Source organism: Nostoc linckia z4 (assembly GCF_002608075.1).
GTDB lineage: Bacteria > Cyanobacteriota > Cyanobacteriia > Cyanobacteriales > Nostocaceae > Nostoc > Nostoc linckia.
Window position 1 is genome coordinate 22,152 of sequence record NZ_LAHA01000056.1, and the last position, 18,108, is coordinate 40,259.

The window sequence follows — 18,108 nt, forward strand, 5'->3', positions numbered from 1 at the left end:
ATTCAAGGAAATGTGGTGTGAAATCAATCAAAAATAGGCATATGTCTAAATCGCCTGAAGCATTTTCAGTGTTGGGAATACCAGTTCATGTGATGAGTAATTATCCGGGCTGGTTGTTAGAATGCTTGCAACAAGGCAGAGGAACTCATGTAGTAACCCTCAATGCAGAAATGACTATGCAGGCAGAGCGTAACGAACTTTTAGCTCAGGCCATTCAAAATGCTGAACTGGTGATTCCAGATGGAGCTGGGGTTGTTCTGTATTTACGCTGGTTATTATGGCAAAAAGTACAGCGTTGTCCAGGAATTGAATTATCAGAAAAGCTTTTGCAACAACTTGGACAACAAAAGACAGGAGCAAAAGTCTTTTTTTATGGCGCTGCACCTGGAGTGGCTGCAAAAGCAGCAGAGTTTTGGCAACAGCAAATTCCAGATTTGAACTTAGTAGGTACTCACTCAGGTTACCATTCCCCACAAGAAGAAGCACAATTGCAACAAACTCTTGCCGAATTGCAGCCACAAGTGATTTTTGTAGGTCTAGGAGTGCCACGTCAAGAATTATGGATTGCCGAAAATCGCCATTTGTGCCCCCAAGCAATTTGGATTGGCGTTGGTGGCAGTTTTGATATTTGGTCAGGAACTAAAACTCGCGCTCCCGCTTGGTTAGGAAACAACAATTTGGAATGGCTATATCGGCTATATCAAGAACCTTGGCGTTGGCGGCGGATGTTAGCTTTGCCAGAGTTTGCGATGAAAGCCTTTGTCTATCGCTGGACTACAAAGAGTGCAATTAAGTGCTGAGTGGAGAGTGGGGAGATGAGGGAGAAGGACAGGAGCAAGGGAGAATAATAACTCCCCACTCACCAGTCACCAGTCAACAGTCAACACTCTAATACCCCATACCCAATTCCCAGTACTTTTACGTAGCTGATACTGAAATCTTTAACAAATTTTAAATTTCTTTATTCCATTTGAAATTCCCAGGCAAAACCTGGGAATTCTGATTTTGAGGAGAATGTCGAATCTAGGTTGGCAAAGTATTTGGTTGTGGGTATGAGGAGAATTTAACAATGCCAGTATTAACAAGTGAAGTTAAGACAGAGAAATCCGTTGATAAACAGCACAGTGAAACTCAACAGCACATTAGCAGTAATGCTAAAAAGGTGCAATTGCAATCTGTAACTAAAACCTATTCCAATGGTTCTCATGCCTTGTTAAATGCGAACCTTGAAGTTAAAAAGGGAGAATTTTTGTTTATCACAGGGCCGAGTGGTTCTGGTAAATCCACGCTTTTGAAACTGCTCTATGGCCAGGAGTTACCCACACAAGGTGAAGTAATTGTTGATGAATGTAATGTAGCAGCTTTAAAGGGCGATCGCTTGTCATTATTGCGGCGACGTATTGGAATTGTGTTTCAGGACTACAAACTAATTAACCAACGGACAGTAGCAGAAAATGTTACTTTTGTACTCCAAGCTCAAGGCTATACCCGTAAAGAAATTCAACGCCGCTTAGAACCAACTTTAAAGTTAGTGGGTTTACTGAATAAAGCTGACTGTTTTCCAGATCAACTTTCTGGAGGAGAACAACAGCGGGTGAGTATTGCTAGGGCGATAGTCAGTACACCACCACTGCTACTAGCTGATGAACCAACCGGAAATCTCGATCCCGATAATTCTTGGCAAGTTATACAAATTCTCCAAAAGTTAAATTCCTTTGGAGCTACGGTAATTGTTACCACCCACGATGAACAATTGGTGCGACGATGCAATCATCCGGTAGTGCAAGTTCGCAATGGAAGGCTGTTTCGTAAATAATAATGGGGCATGGGGTATTGGGAGATGGGGAGATGGGGAGATGGGGAGATGGGGAGATGGGGAGATGGGGAGATGGGGAGATGGGGAGACAAGGGAGATAAGGGGGACAAGGAAGCAGGGGGAGCAGAGGAAGAAATGCCCAATGCCCAATGCCCAATGCCCAATGCCCAATGCCCAATGACTAATAAACACGCTGTTTGAGTTTTGCTGATATGGGTATGAAGGTTTTGGCTGTTTTGGGTGGTAGTATTTGTGAGCGATCGCAGGCTTGCAAGATTTTAAAAGCCGCCTCTCTAACCACAACTTCCTCTTCACGACTCAGTAGAAGTTGCAAGCATTCCACTACATCTTGCTGCACTGAAGTATCAACTCGCTTACGAACAATCAATTTAGTTAGTTGACGCAGAGCTATTAACCGCTTTAATGGATCTTTTTCTGTTAAGTTGACTAACAATTGTTCGAGGTGGTCTTCTTCTCGATTTCCATAAAAGTTGACAATTTGCCATACTAATAAAATTAAAGTTAGCAGGGTTCCTACACCTTGGGCGATAGCACCAGCCGCAATCCATCGGCTATGAGAATCAACCCAAATTGCAGCAGCCATGTAAGTACTAACAGTAGCAATACCACCACTGAGAACTGCTAAGACTAACCGACGGTTTGGATTATTTAAGAATTCGCGTATTTTAGACCAGCGTAATTGCCAGTCCCACTCTTGCATTGAGTAAACTAATACCATTACCCCAACGCCGATTAACAGAGCTAATAGGAGTTTCCAGTTCCACAACAGCATGGCAATGATAATGGTCAGGAACCCTAGAAAGCCTCCAGGCCCGGAGTAGCGTTTAAAAGTTTGTTGTTTTGAGCTTCCTCCTATCTTGAACTTTGGAAGCGACCAGTTGGGAAGCTGCTCGATCAATTGCTGCCAAGAAGACGAAGCCTGTGCCACGGTGTTTACCTACTTGAATACGAGATTACCTTTTGTAAAAGTTTGATTAGATACGAAAAATCAAGGAGCGTCCACAATTGGTAAAAACACTGGGAGATGAGAAATCACACCCTAGTTTCTACCCTTGGGGAGATCCATGAACAATATACTCTAAAAGAATACCCGGACTCGGACGAGTAAGCTTAATTTTTCTAGTGAGTTTTTAACGTTTCTAGTTTAGAAACAAAAACGAAAGTCATCAAGGACAAATTGACCGTCAAAAGCACAGAAAGTAACTGTGTAGATGTTATTCGCACTGATGGATAATAATGTATTCGGGGAAATTGCTGAGTCGGAATCGGCTAGATTACCGCTCGGTAGTGCGGTTTGTCCAAGGAGTTGCCTATGGCCATCGTAAGCCGAAAGTACTAGCCGTTGGGAACTTGTCACAAAGGCACTAACCGAGTTCACAGGATGCAAGAAAGTAGCTTCTAAAAATCCGCTTTTGGGCGCTCCCATTAGGACTGTCAGCCCCGAATAACTGGGAAATGCGGGATTTGATGGCTGTATTGCTAGAGAATTACGAAAAATTACTCCCCAGCGTTCATACTGGGACTCTACTACTTCAAAACACTTCAAGTCTTCAAAGTCTAAACAAATACAAGTAGGTATACTGAGTTTGGTAAGGTCAATAGGTGGCTCCACGCGATCGCGCCAGGATGAAGCTGTAATTTGGTGTTGTATATTAAGATTGTCAAGCGCAAATTTAGGGTCTTCAATCCTTGGTGCTTTATTTGATTGAAGAGTAGCCTGTTTTACCATGACATTCCGCCTTACCATTACGTAGAAAATAATCAGATTAGTAATATATCAAAAGCTATTCTTTTTAGATGCACAACTAAAATTAACAGCCCATCAAAGCCAGCATTTTCGCTATTTTTGAAGCTCAAAATTATTTATCAGTTTTTTCATAGAGTATCATAAACAACCATTTAATTTTTATGTACTAAATAATACTTGTTATACTGATGACCTAATAAATGCAGTAATTACAAGGTTAGTTTGTTTTTGTCTATGAAAAAATAAACACCAAATCTTTACAACTACTTCAGTAGTTTTACATCTGCTTAATCTGACGCTGGTCAGAAGTCTTCAAGTAATTGCTTCATTGATAATAAAGATAATTCCTTTGCCTGTGCCTGTATCTCTCCTGTTATCTGTGTTAATCAATCATTAGAGTGAAGAAAAATATTTATGTTTCAACCAATAGGATTTGAACAACGCTCCGTAATTACCTCATTAGGTAAGATGGTGTATTATACCGCTGCTGGGACACCCTGGTACAACGACGCCACTGTCAAAGACGACCGAGAAACTTTGGTATTTTTGCACGGCTTTGGTGGTGGATCTTCTGCTTATGAGTGGTCGAAAGTTTATCCGGCTTTTGCTGCTGAATATCGGGTTATTGCACCAGATTTAATTGGTTGGGGTAAATCTGAGCATCCCGCACTTAGTTATAAAATTGACGATTATTTGACAAGTATTCGGGAGTTTTTGCAGCAAACTTGTAGTGGCCCAGTAACAACCATTGCTTCATCTTTGACCGCAGCCTTTACAATTAGAGTAGCGATCGCTCATCCGGAATTATTTAAGTCTTTAATTCTCACTACCCCCGCCGGACTTTCCGATTTTGGCGAAGACTATTCCCGCAGCTTTTTTGCTCAGTTAATTAGTGTTCCTATTATTGACCGCCTGCTATACAGTACTGGAGTTGCTACCAGTGGCGGTATTCGCAGTTTCTTAGAGCAACGACAATTCGCTCAGCCCAACCGCATCTACCAAGAAATTGTAGATGCTTATCTAGAATCTGCCCAACAGCCGAATGCTGAGTATGCAGCACTATCTTTTGTACGTGGGGATTTGTGCTTTGATTTATCCCTTTATATTCAACAATTGACCACTCCTACAGCAATTATTTGGGGACAAAAATCCCAATTTACGGGCCCTGGAATTGGTCGCCGCCTTGCCGAAATGAATCCCCAAGCAATCCGGTTTTTTCAACAATTGGAAGATGTGGGTTTAACGCCACAGTTAGAATTGCCAGCAGTCACAATTGGGTTGATTCGCCAATTTTTGTCTTTGCTCAATTAATGTATCAGAAGTCAGAATTCAGAATGTAGCATATGACTTGAAAACGAAACTTCTTTGAATGTATTAATTTTTTAACTTCTGAATTCTGAATTCTGAATTCTTAAAAAAGACTACTTATCTTTGATTCTGATATCAATGACAGTAGCATTGAAATTGTAGTTAAAACCTTCTAACTCAAAGGGCATTCCAATTTTGACTTTACTGTTACCAAGAACAGGCCCGCTTGTAGTGACTTGAGCTTTGCCATCTAGAGTTAAGAGAAAATCTGTACTAAAATTATTAGTTTTTGGATCTGGCAATTCTTTAACAGTTCCATCAGGTTGGAAAACATTAACTGTTCTTGGTAGCTGTTGAATTGATTTAATCTCAATCTGCCCATAAGGTTGGTTGCGGATAATCACATTAGTTTTACCGCCTTTTTGGAATCCGTTATTGAACAATTGTTCCGGATCGCGCACATTTAAACCACGAACTACTAAATCTACTTCTATGGGTACTGTTTTGGAACCAACTTGAGCAACAGAACCAGAAGTACCAGGAAAGATAAAGATGCCAAATATAACTAGCAGAATTACCAACGCAGCACCTAAATCGAGGAGGTTAATTTTGCCAAACAAACGACCTTTTGAATCTAAAATAGCCATAAAAAGTTTTCCCAGGTAATAGCGAAGTAATTGATTGTAGCAAGATTCTTTTTGACGGAAACGGTAATTTTATCTATTTGCTAATAACTCCAATGGGCTGGTGGACAGTTTATCACGAGTTTGTCAGTTTAGAACTGCGGCTGGTAACTCAAAAATTTTTATTGGAACTAATACACCAAAAAAATCAAATCTCATCTTTAGGGACTTGCAAGTAAAAAATATTCCATTACTACTGTTAACTGTTGACCATTCACAGTTAACAAATAACAGTCAACCACCTGAAGCAGAAGAATTTCTTTTTTGGATTTCCCTTAAGCCTATCTCTAGAGGGAATCGTTAGTTGTGTCAATTTCGGTATATTTGCGTAAGTATTAGTTGTATAACAATCGGTTTAGTTTTGAACTAATAATGCAACTTAGAATACTCTAAATTCGTCTCATAATTTGTCTTATCATTTTACGTTCTCTCGAAATTATCTTCAGTGCAGATTATGTTGAACTGGAAAGGTTTTGTTGTAAACTACCGCACGTGGCGGCGTCGCTGGTTTTATCCACTAATTTCGGTAGTAGTGGCTTTGAGCCTGTGCCTGGGTACAGCCTTGCCTGGAAGAACTTTAGAATTCTTGCCTCTAATATTGCAAGGAGTCCAGGTACTTCAGCTTTCTAATATATCCGATCGCCAGGAAACTGATATTGGCAAACAGATTAATCAGGAAATAATAGGGAGTCAAGTCCGACTTTACAAGAATGCTGGAGTTAATAGCTATGTAGAACAAATTGGCCGGCGCTTAGCGGCTAATAGCGATCGCCCCAATCTTAGCTATACTTTCCAAGTAGTTGAAGATAATGCCATTAATGCCTTTGCCACTTTGGGAGGCTATGTATATGTACACACGGGTTTGCTCAAAGCCGCAGATAATGAAGCAGAACTAGCAAGTGTCATCGCCCATGAAATTGGTCACATTGGTGGAAAACACTTGGTGAAACAGATGCGCCAAAGAGCCATCGCTAGCGGTTTAGCAACCGCAACTGGTTTAGACCGCAACACCGCCATCAATATTGGTGTAGAACTTGCCTTAAATCGTCCCCGCAGTCGTCAAGATGAATATGACGCTGACAAAAGAGGATTAAAAACTTTGACACGGGCTGGTTATGCCCAGTCTGCTATGGTTTCTTTTATGCAAAAACTTTTGAAACAAGGTGGTTCTGTGCCCACATTTTTGAGTACCCACCCCGGAACCAGCGATCGCATTGCTAACCTCAAACGTGCAATCGAGTCCCAACCTAGTAATGGAACTTACGGATTAGATAGTGCTAGTTATAGAGCTAATATTCGACCATTAGCTTAGCCTTGACGGTATTGGGAGTGTTGATTGGTGAGTGTTGACTGTTGACTGGTGACTGGTGAGTGAGAAATTATTCTCCTTGTCTCCCTTGTCTCCCTTGTCTCCCTTGTCTCCCTTGTCTTCCCCATCTCCCCCATCTCCCCCATCTCTAATCCCGACGATTAACTCTGATTTTAGCGGGGTCAATTGCGATCGCTGCATCTTGTAAGGGCAGGGCACGCAGATAATTTCTAAAAATGTTAACTTGATATACTAAATTGTTTGTAATATCTAGTCCAGTCAACCATCCACTCCGGGGATGATAGGCACCAGTATCTATGTCTAGCCATCCCTGTCCTTGTGCCAGTTGACCAGGTGAAACACCCGGTAGAGTAAAGGTAATGGTGTGACCAATGATAATTTGCTTATCAGGAAAGTAAGGCTTGGGAATGCTGTGAAATTCTTCTCGTATCCAGCACAGCTGCTCGGCTGTTTGTTCTATCACTGGCTTAGAAGGGTCAACTCCTGCATGAGTTAACCAAATATCCCCCAAGTCCATATATGTAGGTAAAGATTTAAACCAGTCTAAATGGTCATCTGGAATTGTAGCTTCGTGGTAACTGGCTACTGTAGCTTGCCCTCCACTATATAGCCATGCTTGCATCCTGGGAGAAAAAGCTTTTTCTTCAGTGATAATGCTTAATAACATCTGCTCGTGATTACCCAGCAGACACGGGTAGTTATTTCGCTTGACAAAATTAACTACTTGTGCGCTATGAGGGCCGCGATCGATTAAGTCTCCCAGAAAATAAACTCGATCGTCTGATGTGGGGGCGATGGCCTCCAACAATATCATCAAACCTTCATAGTGACCATGTACATCCCCAATTACAATTCGTCTGGGGTTAGTTTCGCTCATTGTCTCTTGACTACAATAATTTAGAATGTTCGTTCATACTCTGCTACAGTTTAAGCTGTCTTCTTTCCGCAATGACGGGTGAAAATACTGGATAACCTTTATTGTAATTTAAAGTTTAATTTTAATTTAATTATTATTCCAGTCAGGAATAGGTTTGATTGGCATCGCAATATAGTATGGTCTATGATTTTTGTGACAATTTAAAAATCAGTAAATTTAATCTCAGTTGTTAGCGTAGAATCGAAGGCCTTGCTGTATAACTAAATTTTTATTTGGCAATGTCTAACAATTTTTCTGCTGAAATTAGTTCGCGTATCTGTAACCACATGAACGAGGATCATGCTGATGCTGTGGTTCTTTATGCTAAGGCTTTTGGTGGCATCACTGATGCAATCACAGCGCAAATGCTGTCAATTGATGCAGATGGTATGGATTTAACAGCGCAAGTAAATGGAGAAAATGTGCCAGTTCGTATTCCATTCGACCATGTTTTAGCAGATTCGGAAGATGCTCATCAAACTTTGATTGCAATGGTGAAGCAAGCGCGGGTGAAATCAAAGTAGCAAAAAATAGCGGTAATCTTCTTTTCTTTCTCTGTCAGGACTTACGCAAGTGTCACAAAAAATCAATTTTTTTTGCTTGTAGTAAGGACTTCAGTCCTTATTAGAGGACTAAAGTCCTTACTACAAACTTAAAATAATGTGCTTTTCTCCTATCTTCCTTATCTTTCTTCACATACTTAAACTTGATTAATCGCTAACTAGCACAATTCTAGGTAAAGATAGGGCTTGATTTTCACCGAAATCGCCAGCGGTAATTTTTTCTGCTCCTATTTGTTGCAATGTCTTCAACAATGCTACGCTTTGACTTAATAGCTCATCTACATCAATACCACCGTAACTAGATGGGTAACGCCGCAGGCGATTGCTGCCTTCTCCCAGCAGGATTACCGCACCTCGCCAGTTACGATTTTCTAGATGATACAGTGCCACAGCAATTTGCAGAATACCTTGATAAAAGGTTTTTTCCGGTTCGCTGGCTTCAATCCATAGAGCCTCTAAAGTGTCATGGCAGGCGTAAAACTGGCCACAATTGAATTGTTCTATGCCTTGCCAAAACTCTTGGGGGATGGTTTCGCTCATCCCATGCTATCTCGCACTTCTTTAATTGTTTCCAGAGAGATTTCTTGCTTGTCTCCAGCAAACTCATTGTCAGGTGTGAGGAATAACATACAGTGACATTCTTTGCGTTCTCTCATTGGTACGCAGGGGCAGTTCCAATATGTGGCGTGAACCTCAGCTTCTTTATCTTCGTAATGGCGACAAGGACATAAAGGCGAACCCAGTTCATCTTTATGTTTGGCTAGTCCTTCAATCACCACTGCGGTAACAGAAGGTTCAGAACAGAAGTATGTTCCAGTACGCTTGGCGTATTGTTCAGAAAAATGCCGCATTGCCTCAAGGCTTTTATCGCTGGATTTTGTGTTAACTTCTGATGTGATCATGTGGATCGGGCACTCATAATTTAAATATTTCTTTGCATTGTACCTCAGCCGCAGTGGGGGATTACTGGGTGTATTTCCCCAACCTTATTTGCTTATGCTGTTTTATATATGCACAAAGGCTGATATATCTGGCGTGCAGACAATCTAGCAAATCAGAGAAGCTTAGCTGGCGGGGGGAGGTGGGGAGGTGGGGAGGTGGGGAGGTGAGGGAGATGAGGGAGACAAGGGAGACAAGGGAGAATAAATCCTGATTTACCAGTCAACAGTCATCAGTCAACACTCAACAGTCAACAATCAACATCCAGCACCCCGAATTTTCTATGCCCCATATTTTATTGTTTTTTGTAGTTGGGGTTGTAGTGGGCGATCGCTTTGCAAAACTATACCCGGATGCTGCCAATTGATAACTTCTGGTTCTGGTGGCGATGACATATTCTGCCACAAAACCCAGCGGCTACCTGGAGATAGAGTAGCAAGGCTTTTTTGGTTTTGAGTCAGCCAAATCAAAGGATGGCTTTTGGGGACTACTGTGCTGGCTTCTTCTAAGGTAGTGGTTGCTGCTAGGGTTTCTAAAACAAAACGTTCTCCTTTAATTAAACCTGTGGATGCTGTCCACAGTTGCACCTGTAATTGCTGTTTTTGTGCATAAAAATACAATGAGGCTGCTGCGATTACTGCTTGTTCAAAGTTTTCTTCTTGCCAATTGCTAGCACTGTCAATGGCAATAACTATCTCTTGTCCACCAGTCACCATTTCTAACTCTCGCACCCGTAATTCTCCGTAACGAGCGCTAGTCCGCCAGTGAATTAGACGGGTGGAGTCTCCCAGGCGGTAGGGACGAAGCGATCGCACTAGTCCCGTTGTGGCCGTCTTTTCGGGTTTACCAACAGAATCGCTTCTTTTGCTTTCTTCTTGTCCCATTTCATCCACTAGGGGACAGGTAGCCAAGGATAATACTGTTGGATAGACAATGGCAATAGCGGCACAATCGCGCTGACGACGACACCAGAATAACCCCAAAGGCGCACCAGAAGCAAGTTCCACTGTGTGCCAGCGATAGACGCCCCGGCGCTCTGTAGGGTGATAGTATACCCAACGGTGAGTGCCTTGACTAGGAATTGTCTCGATGGCCTTTTGTACTGGTTTGCCCAAAATAAAAGGCAACATATCCTCAACTTGCAATAAGCTTACAGCCTGCTGTGTCTGATTGCAGATTTCTAACTCTATCGTTAATTCATTACCTGCTGACACAGGTGCAATGGAACGGCGGGTGACGGATAGATTTGTGAGCGATCGCGGCGGTAAGATGGCCGCTACAGTCAAAAGGGCAAAACTGATGCCGCTAATGGCGTACAGCCAACCAGCCATCGTATTGATACCTGCCCCAAAAAAACAAATAGCCGTAGCCGCTAGCACCCAACCGCCGTATGCAGGGGCACTGGCGCGGGTTTCTAATAAATTGGTGATGGGTTTGATGATTGTCATAGTTTCTTTTTTAACCCAACACCACCCTAAATTCACAGGCTTAAAGGGTTTCTTGATGTCTACCACGCGCTACGCCTACAAAGCAGATTTTTTAAACCTCTCTCTACCCCTCTGCACCATCTCCCTTGTCTCCCTTGTCTCCCCATCCCCCCATCCCCNAAAACTCCCAGAAGATTTGTATTTTAAAATGATGAATATCTTTTTTGACTAAAGTTGTTAAGGGGAAGGTTTTATGACTATTTGGGTAAATGAGCAAATCGATCCGTCTGGTATGATTCATGCTTGTATTGCTTGTTGTAACGAATCTCAAGCCAAAGATTGTCATGATTCCTTTGAGAATAATTTGACCCAGACGCAAAAAGCAGCGGGTTGGGTAGCGCGATTACGCACAGTGGATTCTTGGGATGAAGTTCCTGTTAATTCTTTAAAACTCAATTAAGTATAGGAATAAATTCGTTGACTGTTGACGGTTGACAGTGAACCGTCAACAACTAACGTGAAAAAACGTGCAAGTTAAATGCTTAAGAAGGCAGAAGTACGATCGCGTAGCGTCCTGTAGGGAAGGCAGAAGGCTTTTATGGAATCTCCATAAATAAATTTAGGGGATTTAATAAAGAGGCAGTACTTCTTATGCTTGTGCATCTCGAAATACATATTTTTTCAAGTTTCCATAAATAAATTTAGGGGTTTTAAACCCTTTTGGCAGAGGGAAAAATTGTATTTTTTGCCTTCTGCCTTCTGCCCTCTGCCCTCTGCCTTTCTTCGGTCAATCTGATTAAATAGGTTAATAAAGCATAAAAATCAGATTAAAATTGCAAGTTATTAACAACTACTTATCATAAAATTAATCTATTATAGAAATCTGATGATTTTTTGTAACTATTAAGAGCTATCATCTATACCGTAGATTAAATTAAAAAACTTGCTTTCAACCGAATTAATTTAGTGACATATCCTAAAGTTTACGCTTCAAAACAAGGCTATCCCATTAATTTAGTTGGCGAAACGGGACAAGCGGTTCAAATTTCAATTCATCCCCCCAGTCAATATATCTGTGCCAACTGCGAACGGATATTACCAGATTGGAAGCACCAGCCATTTTTACGAGTAGTGATTGTCTTACAGCGATCGCGTTATCAACTAGTGGAAAAGACTATCGAAATAGAAACAGAGAAAGAACGCTTGCGAGAAAAGTTTATGAGATTTGGCTGTGATTTAGCATTTAATCTGCGCGATCGCGGTTATTTAACTGACCTAATCGACCCTCGTACAGGTTATCCTTTATTATCTCATCCCGGAGCAATTCCCCACGACGACACAGCAGTTGTTCAAGCTTTACTCAACTATCAAGTGGTTAAAAATCAATGTCGTGTATTAATTCATCCCGAATGGGGTGCAGCAGTTTATCCAAGCATTCTGATCTCAGAAGCTCCGCCAATTGTAATCGAATGGGCTACTAAAGGTATAGCTGTTATGCATGGGTGGAAAGAAAATTAATAATTTGCTGTTATCTATCGTATGTTAATCAAGTTCAGATAAGCATGTTTTTTTCTCTCTGTTTCCCGTTGTTTGACTGCCACAGAGGAGCTTTTTTAACTGAACTCTATTGGATTATATGTATGATTTGTAGTGTAACATCCACTTTTTTCAGGATTGGGAATCAGGGTTTTAAAAGCACACAAATCACTTAACTATTTTCATACCTAAACTCAGCAACGTCAATAATTTCAAAATATATTTTTCAGAAAGTATAAAATGTAAAGATATATTTTGTGTTTAACTTTACAGACAATGTTGTTGTTATACTCACCACTATTGTTTCAGTAGTAAATAATCCAAAAAATACGAATTCTTTCTTTTGCTAAGTTAGAGTTGATTTATAAAGGAAAAATTAAATTTTCTGGTGCATTATTGCAAAACTTAATGCATCAAAAAATAGTGCTTTGTGGTTAATTTTCATTTTTTCAACCTGCTAAATCCTCCTATAACCATAACACAATGGCAATTTTGATGGTGCAAAACTTCAGCCCATCTCGCCCTCTATATGTAATATTTACTTTATCAATAGACTCTTAACTTTTAATTAGCGATAGAAACTGTTTTTAGTAGCAATAGCAATCTTAAATGAGTTCTCAAAAACTACCACTAGTTTATAAATCAAATAGGATTGTCATCCTCTAAGAGTAATGTATTGGTTTGAATAGGAAAAATTAATTATTATTGCATCATTGCCTATGATAGAGCATGTCCTTTCATTCCTCAAAGAACAACTCAACAGCTACATCCGAGTTAAAACCGGAGCGCAGGATTTTGAGGTCGTATTTGTTCGCGAACGAAATCAGAAAGACGTTTCCTTCCAAAATGATGCCATTACTACCTTGTTAGTCAACTTAGAAGAAGACTATACTTTTCGCTCTGGAGCAGCCTATGAAAGGATGCCTAATCAAGGTGGTAATTCGCCGAAAAACCCTAATATTTACCTGAATTTATATATTTTATTTGCGGCGAATTTTACTGATTACGAGCAATCTTTACAATTTTTATCCCTAATTATCAAATTTTTTCAAAGTCATCGGTTATTCAATCAGCACAACTCTCCAACGCTGAATTCTGAAATCCAAAAATTAACTCTCGAACTGGTTAATTTATCTTTTACAGAACAAAGAGAGGTTTGGGCTAGTTTGGGCATGTCTTATATGCCTTCAGCCATTTATAAAATCAGAATGGTTGTCTTTACAGATGCGGATACAGTAGAAGTTAGTTCTGATATAGCTGACAACGTAGTTTTAACTTCAAATATCTAATTTTTTATAAAAAATAATACATATCGTTAAAATTATGCATTATAAACAACTATTTGAATTGAGGATTATTCACGAGTATTATCAAAATCAAATATGTCCTGACTTCAGGCTGGAACCAACAGCAGAATGTCAGCACATACTTAGTGGTTATCGTTTGATTATCAAAAATCAAGTTAATGGAATAGTGGTGATTGCACCAGTAGATTCAGAAAGTAAGCCCTGGATAGAACTTGCTGAAAATCTGCAATTTAGTTTTATATTAAAGCTCAAAAATGAAGAATTTATAGATTTCACAGAACTTGATTGGAAACCTGTCAATAATGTTATTTATAAATTTACTAATAAAAATCATATTGAAGTATCAGATTTAGAAACAAACAAAACTAAATTTTCTGACCGGAAATTGCCCAAAGGAAAAAATATTTTTGGCATTGTCGATATTTATCATTCCTCTTCCAAATCTCAACTCTTGGATAGCGGAGGTGAATATAAAATTACTTTTAAAGCCAAAAAACAACGATGGTATTATTACTTGCTTGCTGATAGGGAAATTAATGGCGATGAATTTTTAATTAAAGATAAAGACACAACTAGAAAAACAGAAATTAAATTTACCAGATTCGCAAGTACCGAAGCTGAAAAAACAGACTCTATCTTTTCACGTCTTCAGCAACAATTTCCCCAAGCCCAACAATATCTCTTTATATCTGACTCAGAAATTGCTTGTCAGCAAGTAGGAATAAAAAATATTCAACTATTGAAGAATAAAAAAAGTGAAAATAGCAATTCTGTTGTGTGGATAGAACATTTACCTAACCCGCCTAATTATAACGGAATCCAAGTAATTAATGCCCTCAAATATCTATAGAAATCCTATTTGATTTTTGAAACTCTGTACACTTTACTCTTTTATAATCCTCTTGCTATTGCCTGCCTAGATCAGTTCATTAATCAAATCTGACTGCTATATAAAAATTCAAACCAAGGATTGAAATAAACATGGTAACTTATAAAACTCCCAACGTTTATGTTGAAGAAATTTCCACATTTCCTCCCTCAGTCGCCGATGTATCTACAGCCATTCCTGCCTTTATTGGTTACACAGAAAAAGCTCAAAAATATGATGAAGATTTAACTAACCAACCAACTCGCATTAGTTCCCTACTTGAGTATGAAACTTTATTTGGAAAAGCTCAAGCATCCAATTTTGAGGTGACAACTGATGCAGGTGGAATTAGTAGTATTACCACCCCTGAACTCAACTATTTAATGTATTATGCCTTGCGCCTATTTTTTGATAATGGCGGGGGTAGTTGTTATATAGTTTCAGTGGGGCAATACGGTACAGAACCTCTGAAAAAAGCTGATTTTGAAATAGGTTTATCAGCTTTAGAAAAAGAAGATGAACCTACATTAATACTACTGACTGATGCAGTCAATTTAAGCGAAATCGATTATTACGCACTTTGTCAGCAAACTTTAAAGCAATGTAATAAGTTAAAAGATAGATTTGCGATTTTCGATGTTCTCCAAGAGAAAAAAGATAAGACAGGAGGAGTTGATAAATTCCGAGATGCTATTGGCATAGAAACAGATGAATTAAAGTATGGTGCAGCTTATTATCCTTATTTACAAACCTCACTGAACTACTGTTACACCGATGATTCTGTAACTATCAAAGGAATTGGAGACACTGCTGATACACAAGCTCAAAAACTAACCGACACCAAAACCCAAAGAACCGATCTTTACAACAAAATTCAGACTGAGATAGGTAAAAAGCGAGTTGTATTACCTCCAAGTGCCGCCGTTGCAGGAGTGTATGCCAGAGTAGACAGAGAAAAGGGAGTTTGGAAGGCACCAGCTAATGTTAGTTTGGCATCAATACTTGCTCCTACAGTTAAAATTAGCAACGAGGAACAAGAAAATCTCAACATAGATCCCACCGCAGGTAAATCAATTAATGCTATTCGTAGTTTTACCGGCAAAGGAACCTTAATTTGGGGTGCAAGAACTTTAGCCGGTAATGACAATGAATGGCGTTATATACCTGTGCGCCGACTGTTTAATCTCATTGAAGAATCAATTCAAAAAGCCACTGCATTTGTTGTTTTTGAATCTAATAACGCCATCACTTGGCTAAAAGTGAAATCTTTAATTGAAAGTTATTTAGAGGGATTATGGCGACAAGGTGCCCTGGCTGGTAGTACGCCAGAACAAGCTTATTTTGTCAATATTGGACTTGGTAAAAGCATGACTGCACAGGATATTTTAGAAGGACGCATGATTGTAGAAATTGGTCTAGCGGCAGTTCGTCCGGCTGAGTTCATCATCCTCAAATTCTCCCATAAATTACAGGAAGCGTAGGAAAAAGCTAAAGAATTTGGGGTTTTATGCGGTTTGATATTTAACTTGCAATTGGCTTTATTATATTGTTGATTGTTGACCATTGACAGTTAACAGTCAACAACCAACACGAGTAGTTATGCGGTTGAATTGAAAGTTCTGCGGTGCTTGAATTCAAACATCATATTATTACTCCGCAGTGCCAGCAAAAATTATTATCTTTGATGCCAACTTGGTATGAAATTTGCACAATTGTCAACAACTAAAAACACTTAAATTAAGGACACATCAATCATGGCAACTTCAGCAGAAGAGATTAAAAATAATTACCCAATTCCTGTCTTTTATTATCGAGTCACCATAGATGGAGATGATTCCCACGCTTTCTCAGAAGTTTCCGGATTAAGCATTGAATATGAAACCATAACTTATAGAGATGGCATGAGTTATAAAGATGGAGCCAAGTATATGCCGGGATTAAGCACTCCCGTTAGCTTAAGCCTCAAAAAAGGCATAGTTAGAAAAGATAGCTATTTATTTAATTGGATTAGTACCGTGAAATTAAATACTGTCGCCAAGCGCGATATTCGTATTGATTTATTAGACGAAACAGGTACAGCAGTTGTTTCTTGGACAGCGATAAATGCCTTTCCTAAGAAATTAGATGCACCGTCATTTAATGCCACTAGTAATGAAGTTGCTATTGAAAGTTTAGATTTAATGGCTAACGATCTTAAGATTGACTATCCCGGATGATTACTCATTTTTCTTCTTTTCGTTGACTTTTGCAAAAATTATAGTGCAATGGCAGATAAATTTCCTATTCCGGAACTTACTTTGACAGAAAATCCCCCTGTTGGATTTTATTTTATGGTAGTGTTTTTCATTGCCGGAATTTTGCCTAATCCCTTAGATATTCGCTTTCAAAAAGTATCGGGAATTTCTGCCGAAATAGAGACAACAGACATCCGTGAAGGTGGTGAAAATATATTTAGACATCGTTTGCCTAGTCATGTCACTTATAATAATCTGGTTTTAGAAAGAGGAATGGTGATTGGTTCGCCTTTGAATGCAGAGTTTAATATTGCCATGAATTCCATGAAATTTACACCCAGTAATGTCTTAGTGATGTTGCTGAATGAAAATAGTATTCCTCTTTCTAGCTGGTTATTTAAAAGAGCTTATCCCGTGAAATGGAGAGTATCCGATCTAGATGCTAGTGCCAATGCAATAGTTATAGATACGATGGAATTAGCCTACACCAGATTTCAAAGTGTGAGTATTTAGCTATGCCTGTGGAAATTAAAGAATTAATTATTCGTGCCAACATTGTCGATAGTAATGATACTAATTACCAATCTGCAATTGAAGGTAATTCCGAACAAAAACAAGAAATCATTGCTGCTTGTGTGGCACAAGTACTAAAAATTTTGGAGCGTCAGCGAGAAAGATAATAAAAATATATGCTGAAAAACCCTTTTAAATTAGAAAAACTGAAGATTTATGTTTATGGAAATAGACTGCGGATTGGTTTACCACAACAAACCTTTGAAGCTATGTTTAATCCGGAATCTTATTCCTTAACATACGAAAATGTTTATCAATCTTATCAGGGGATTAATACCAGTGGACGCACTGCCAAATATTCTTTGAGCAAACCTCAGAAGTTGTCCCTGAAGTTAATTTTAGATGATACGGGAGTCGCAGATTATGGGCTTTCTGGGTTTGCGGCGGCTGCATTCCTTGGCAAGCTTAAAGGCACGAAAGATATTTACAAACAAGTAAATCGCTTTCTTGAGCTAACTACTTATATGGATGGCAAAAGCCATGAACCTAAGTTTCTTAAAATTGAATGGGGAGACTTAATTTTTGATTGTCGATTGGAATCTGTTAATGTTAATTATACGCTTTTCAACCGCAGTGGACAACCGATTAGGGCTGAATTAGATTCAGTTTTTATCGGGGACATCCAAGATTCCAAACGGATTAAACAAGAAAATAAAAGCTCGCCAGATTTATCCCACTCTAGAATTATCAAAGGTGGAGATAAATTGCCTGTGATGGCTCAAGAAATATACGGCGATTCTGGTTATTACATTCAGTTGGCTCGTGCTAATAATCTCAATAACTTCAGAAAATTAAAACCAGGAACAAATATTAAATTACCACCAGTTAAAGAAGTATAAA

At 39.3% G+C, this 18,108-nt stretch carries 23 protein-coding genes; 15 read left to right on the plus strand and 8 right to left on the minus strand.

Features of this window, described 5'->3' with window-relative positions; all coding sequences use genetic code 11:
* The first annotated feature begins 41 nt into the window (after nucleotides 1-41).
* From VF06_RS30350 to VF06_RS41465, 3 genes are all read left to right on the plus strand, one after another.
* A complete protein-coding gene (locus tag VF06_RS30350) occupies nucleotides 42-800 on the plus strand; it encodes a WecB/TagA/CpsF family glycosyltransferase (RefSeq protein WP_099070962.1) in 759 nt (252 codons plus the stop codon).
* Nucleotides 801-1,069: 269 nt separating this feature from the next.
* Nucleotides 1,070-1,816, plus strand: a complete 747-nt coding sequence (ftsE, locus tag VF06_RS30355; RefSeq protein ID WP_099070963.1) for a cell division ATP-binding protein FtsE — start codon at nucleotides 1,070-1,072, stop codon at nucleotides 1,814-1,816.
* A gap of 24 nt (nucleotides 1,817-1,840) precedes the next feature.
* A complete protein-coding gene (locus tag VF06_RS41465; protein WP_244918215.1) occupies nucleotides 1,841-2,017 on the plus strand; it encodes a hypothetical protein in 177 nt (58 codons plus the stop codon).
* Here VF06_RS41465 and VF06_RS30365 read toward each other — a convergent pair.
* Nucleotides 1,998-2,765 (minus strand): armadillo-type fold-containing protein, encoded by a 768-nt coding sequence (locus VF06_RS30365; protein ID WP_099070965.1) that lies wholly within the window; start codon nucleotides 2,763-2,765, stop codon nucleotides 1,998-2,000. The genes VF06_RS41465 and VF06_RS30365 overlap by 20 nt on opposite strands.
* 216 nt (nucleotides 2,766-2,981) lie before the next feature.
* Complete coding sequence (locus VF06_RS30370) at nucleotides 2,982-3,566, minus strand: hypothetical protein (protein WP_099070966.1); 585 nt, start codon at nucleotides 3,564-3,566, stop codon at nucleotides 2,982-2,984.
* A gap of 432 nt (nucleotides 3,567-3,998) precedes the next feature.
* Here VF06_RS30370 and VF06_RS30375 point away from each other — a divergent pair, with 432 nt between their 5' ends.
* The gene (locus VF06_RS30375) at nucleotides 3,999-4,895 is read left to right on the plus strand and encodes an alpha/beta fold hydrolase (RefSeq protein WP_099070967.1); all 897 of its coding nucleotides are present in this window, start codon (nucleotides 3,999-4,001) and stop codon (nucleotides 4,893-4,895) included.
* Between the two features lie 110 nt (nucleotides 4,896-5,005).
* Here VF06_RS30375 and VF06_RS30380 read toward each other — a convergent pair whose 3' ends face one another.
* Nucleotides 5,006-5,539 (minus strand): DUF4330 domain-containing protein, encoded by a 534-nt coding sequence (locus VF06_RS30380; RefSeq protein ID WP_099070968.1) that lies wholly within the window; start codon nucleotides 5,537-5,539, stop codon nucleotides 5,006-5,008.
* Between the two features lie 490 nt (nucleotides 5,540-6,029).
* Here VF06_RS30380 and VF06_RS30390 point away from each other — a divergent pair, with 490 nt between their 5' ends.
* Nucleotides 6,030-6,887 carry a M48 family metallopeptidase gene (locus VF06_RS30390; protein ID WP_099070970.1) on the plus strand — a complete coding sequence of 286 codons (858 nt, stop codon included), beginning with the start codon at nucleotides 6,030-6,032 and terminating at the stop codon, nucleotides 6,885-6,887.
* Here the strand turns inward: VF06_RS30390 and VF06_RS43045 are convergent.
* Nucleotides 6,884-7,012 carry a hypothetical protein gene (locus VF06_RS43045; RefSeq protein ID WP_257207716.1) on the minus strand — a complete coding sequence of 43 codons (129 nt, stop codon included), beginning with the start codon at nucleotides 7,010-7,012 and terminating at the stop codon, nucleotides 6,884-6,886. The genes VF06_RS30390 and VF06_RS43045 overlap by 4 nt on opposite strands.
* Before the next feature lie 20 nt (nucleotides 7,013-7,032).
* Nucleotides 7,033-7,782, minus strand: coding sequence for a metallophosphoesterase family protein (locus tag VF06_RS30395; RefSeq protein WP_099070971.1), 750 nt, complete (start codon nucleotides 7,780-7,782; stop codon nucleotides 7,033-7,035).
* 278 nt (nucleotides 7,783-8,060) lie between these two features.
* Between VF06_RS30395 and VF06_RS30400 the strand changes: the two genes are divergently transcribed.
* Complete coding sequence (locus VF06_RS30400) at nucleotides 8,061-8,345, plus strand: DUF2470 domain-containing protein (protein WP_099070972.1); 285 nt, start codon at nucleotides 8,061-8,063, stop codon at nucleotides 8,343-8,345.
* Between the two features lie 186 nt (nucleotides 8,346-8,531).
* Here the strand turns inward: VF06_RS30400 and VF06_RS30405 are convergent, their stop codons facing one another.
* The 3 genes from VF06_RS30405 to VF06_RS30415 all read right to left on the minus strand — a co-directional run bounded on the left by VF06_RS30405 (nucleotide 8,532) and on the right by VF06_RS30415 (nucleotide 10,771).
* Nucleotides 8,532-8,924: a DUF309 domain-containing protein gene (locus VF06_RS30405; RefSeq protein ID WP_099070973.1), complete on the minus strand. Its 393-nt coding sequence runs from the start codon at nucleotides 8,922-8,924 to the stop codon at nucleotides 8,532-8,534.
* The gene (locus VF06_RS30410; RefSeq protein WP_099070974.1) at nucleotides 8,921-9,286 is read right to left on the minus strand and encodes a ferredoxin thioredoxin reductase catalytic beta subunit; all 366 of its coding nucleotides are present in this window, start codon (nucleotides 9,284-9,286) and stop codon (nucleotides 8,921-8,923) included. The genes VF06_RS30405 and VF06_RS30410 overlap by 4 nt, the downstream gene beginning before the upstream one ends.
* Nucleotides 9,287-9,604: 318 nt before the next feature.
* Nucleotides 9,605-10,771 (minus strand): DUF58 domain-containing protein, encoded by a 1,167-nt coding sequence (locus tag VF06_RS30415; RefSeq protein WP_099070975.1) that lies wholly within the window; start codon nucleotides 10,769-10,771, stop codon nucleotides 9,605-9,607.
* Between the two features lie 232 nt (nucleotides 10,772-11,003).
* On the opposite strand from VF06_RS30415, the gene VF06_RS30420 reads away from it, so the two are divergent.
* The 9 genes from VF06_RS30420 to VF06_RS30455 all read left to right on the plus strand — a co-directional run bounded on the left by VF06_RS30420 (nucleotide 11,004) and on the right by VF06_RS30455 (nucleotide 18,107).
* Nucleotides 11,004-11,210, plus strand: a complete 207-nt coding sequence (locus VF06_RS30420) for a glycogen debranching protein (protein WP_099069124.1) — start codon at nucleotides 11,004-11,006, stop codon at nucleotides 11,208-11,210.
* A gap of 506 nt (nucleotides 11,211-11,716) precedes the next feature.
* Entirely contained in the window at nucleotides 11,717-12,268 is a 552-nt protein-coding gene (locus VF06_RS30425; RefSeq protein ID WP_099069123.1) for a methylmalonic aciduria and homocystinuria type D protein, read from the plus strand.
* Nucleotides 12,269-13,005: 737 nt separating this feature from the next.
* On the plus strand, nucleotides 13,006-13,575 hold the full coding sequence (locus VF06_RS30430; RefSeq protein ID WP_099069122.1) for a Pvc16 family protein: 570 nt from the start codon (nucleotides 13,006-13,008) through the stop codon (nucleotides 13,573-13,575).
* 34 nt (nucleotides 13,576-13,609) lie between these two features.
* Complete coding sequence (locus tag VF06_RS30435; protein ID WP_099069121.1) at nucleotides 13,610-14,443, plus strand: hypothetical protein; 834 nt, start codon at nucleotides 13,610-13,612, stop codon at nucleotides 14,441-14,443.
* Nucleotides 14,444-14,574: 131 nt separating this feature from the next.
* Nucleotides 14,575-15,942 carry a phage tail sheath family protein gene (locus VF06_RS30440; protein WP_099069120.1) on the plus strand — a complete coding sequence of 456 codons (1,368 nt, stop codon included), beginning with the start codon at nucleotides 14,575-14,577 and terminating at the stop codon, nucleotides 15,940-15,942.
* A 273-nt stretch (nucleotides 15,943-16,215) separates the two neighbouring features.
* Nucleotides 16,216-16,677, plus strand: a complete 462-nt coding sequence (locus tag VF06_RS30445) for a phage tail protein (protein WP_099069119.1) — start codon at nucleotides 16,216-16,218, stop codon at nucleotides 16,675-16,677.
* Between the two features lie 48 nt (nucleotides 16,678-16,725).
* Nucleotides 16,726-17,208, plus strand: a complete 483-nt coding sequence (locus tag VF06_RS30450; protein ID WP_099069118.1) for a phage tail protein — start codon at nucleotides 16,726-16,728, stop codon at nucleotides 17,206-17,208.
* A 2-nt stretch (nucleotides 17,209-17,210) separates the two neighbouring features.
* The gene (locus VF06_RS41470) at nucleotides 17,211-17,375 is read left to right on the plus strand and encodes a DUF5908 family protein (protein WP_180267543.1); all 165 of its coding nucleotides are present in this window, start codon (nucleotides 17,211-17,213) and stop codon (nucleotides 17,373-17,375) included.
* Nucleotides 17,376-17,384: 9 nt separating this feature from the next.
* Nucleotides 17,385-18,107: a CIS tube protein gene (locus VF06_RS30455; protein ID WP_099069117.1), complete on the plus strand. Its 723-nt coding sequence runs from the start codon at nucleotides 17,385-17,387 to the stop codon at nucleotides 18,105-18,107.
* Nucleotide 18,108: the final 1 nt, after the last annotated feature.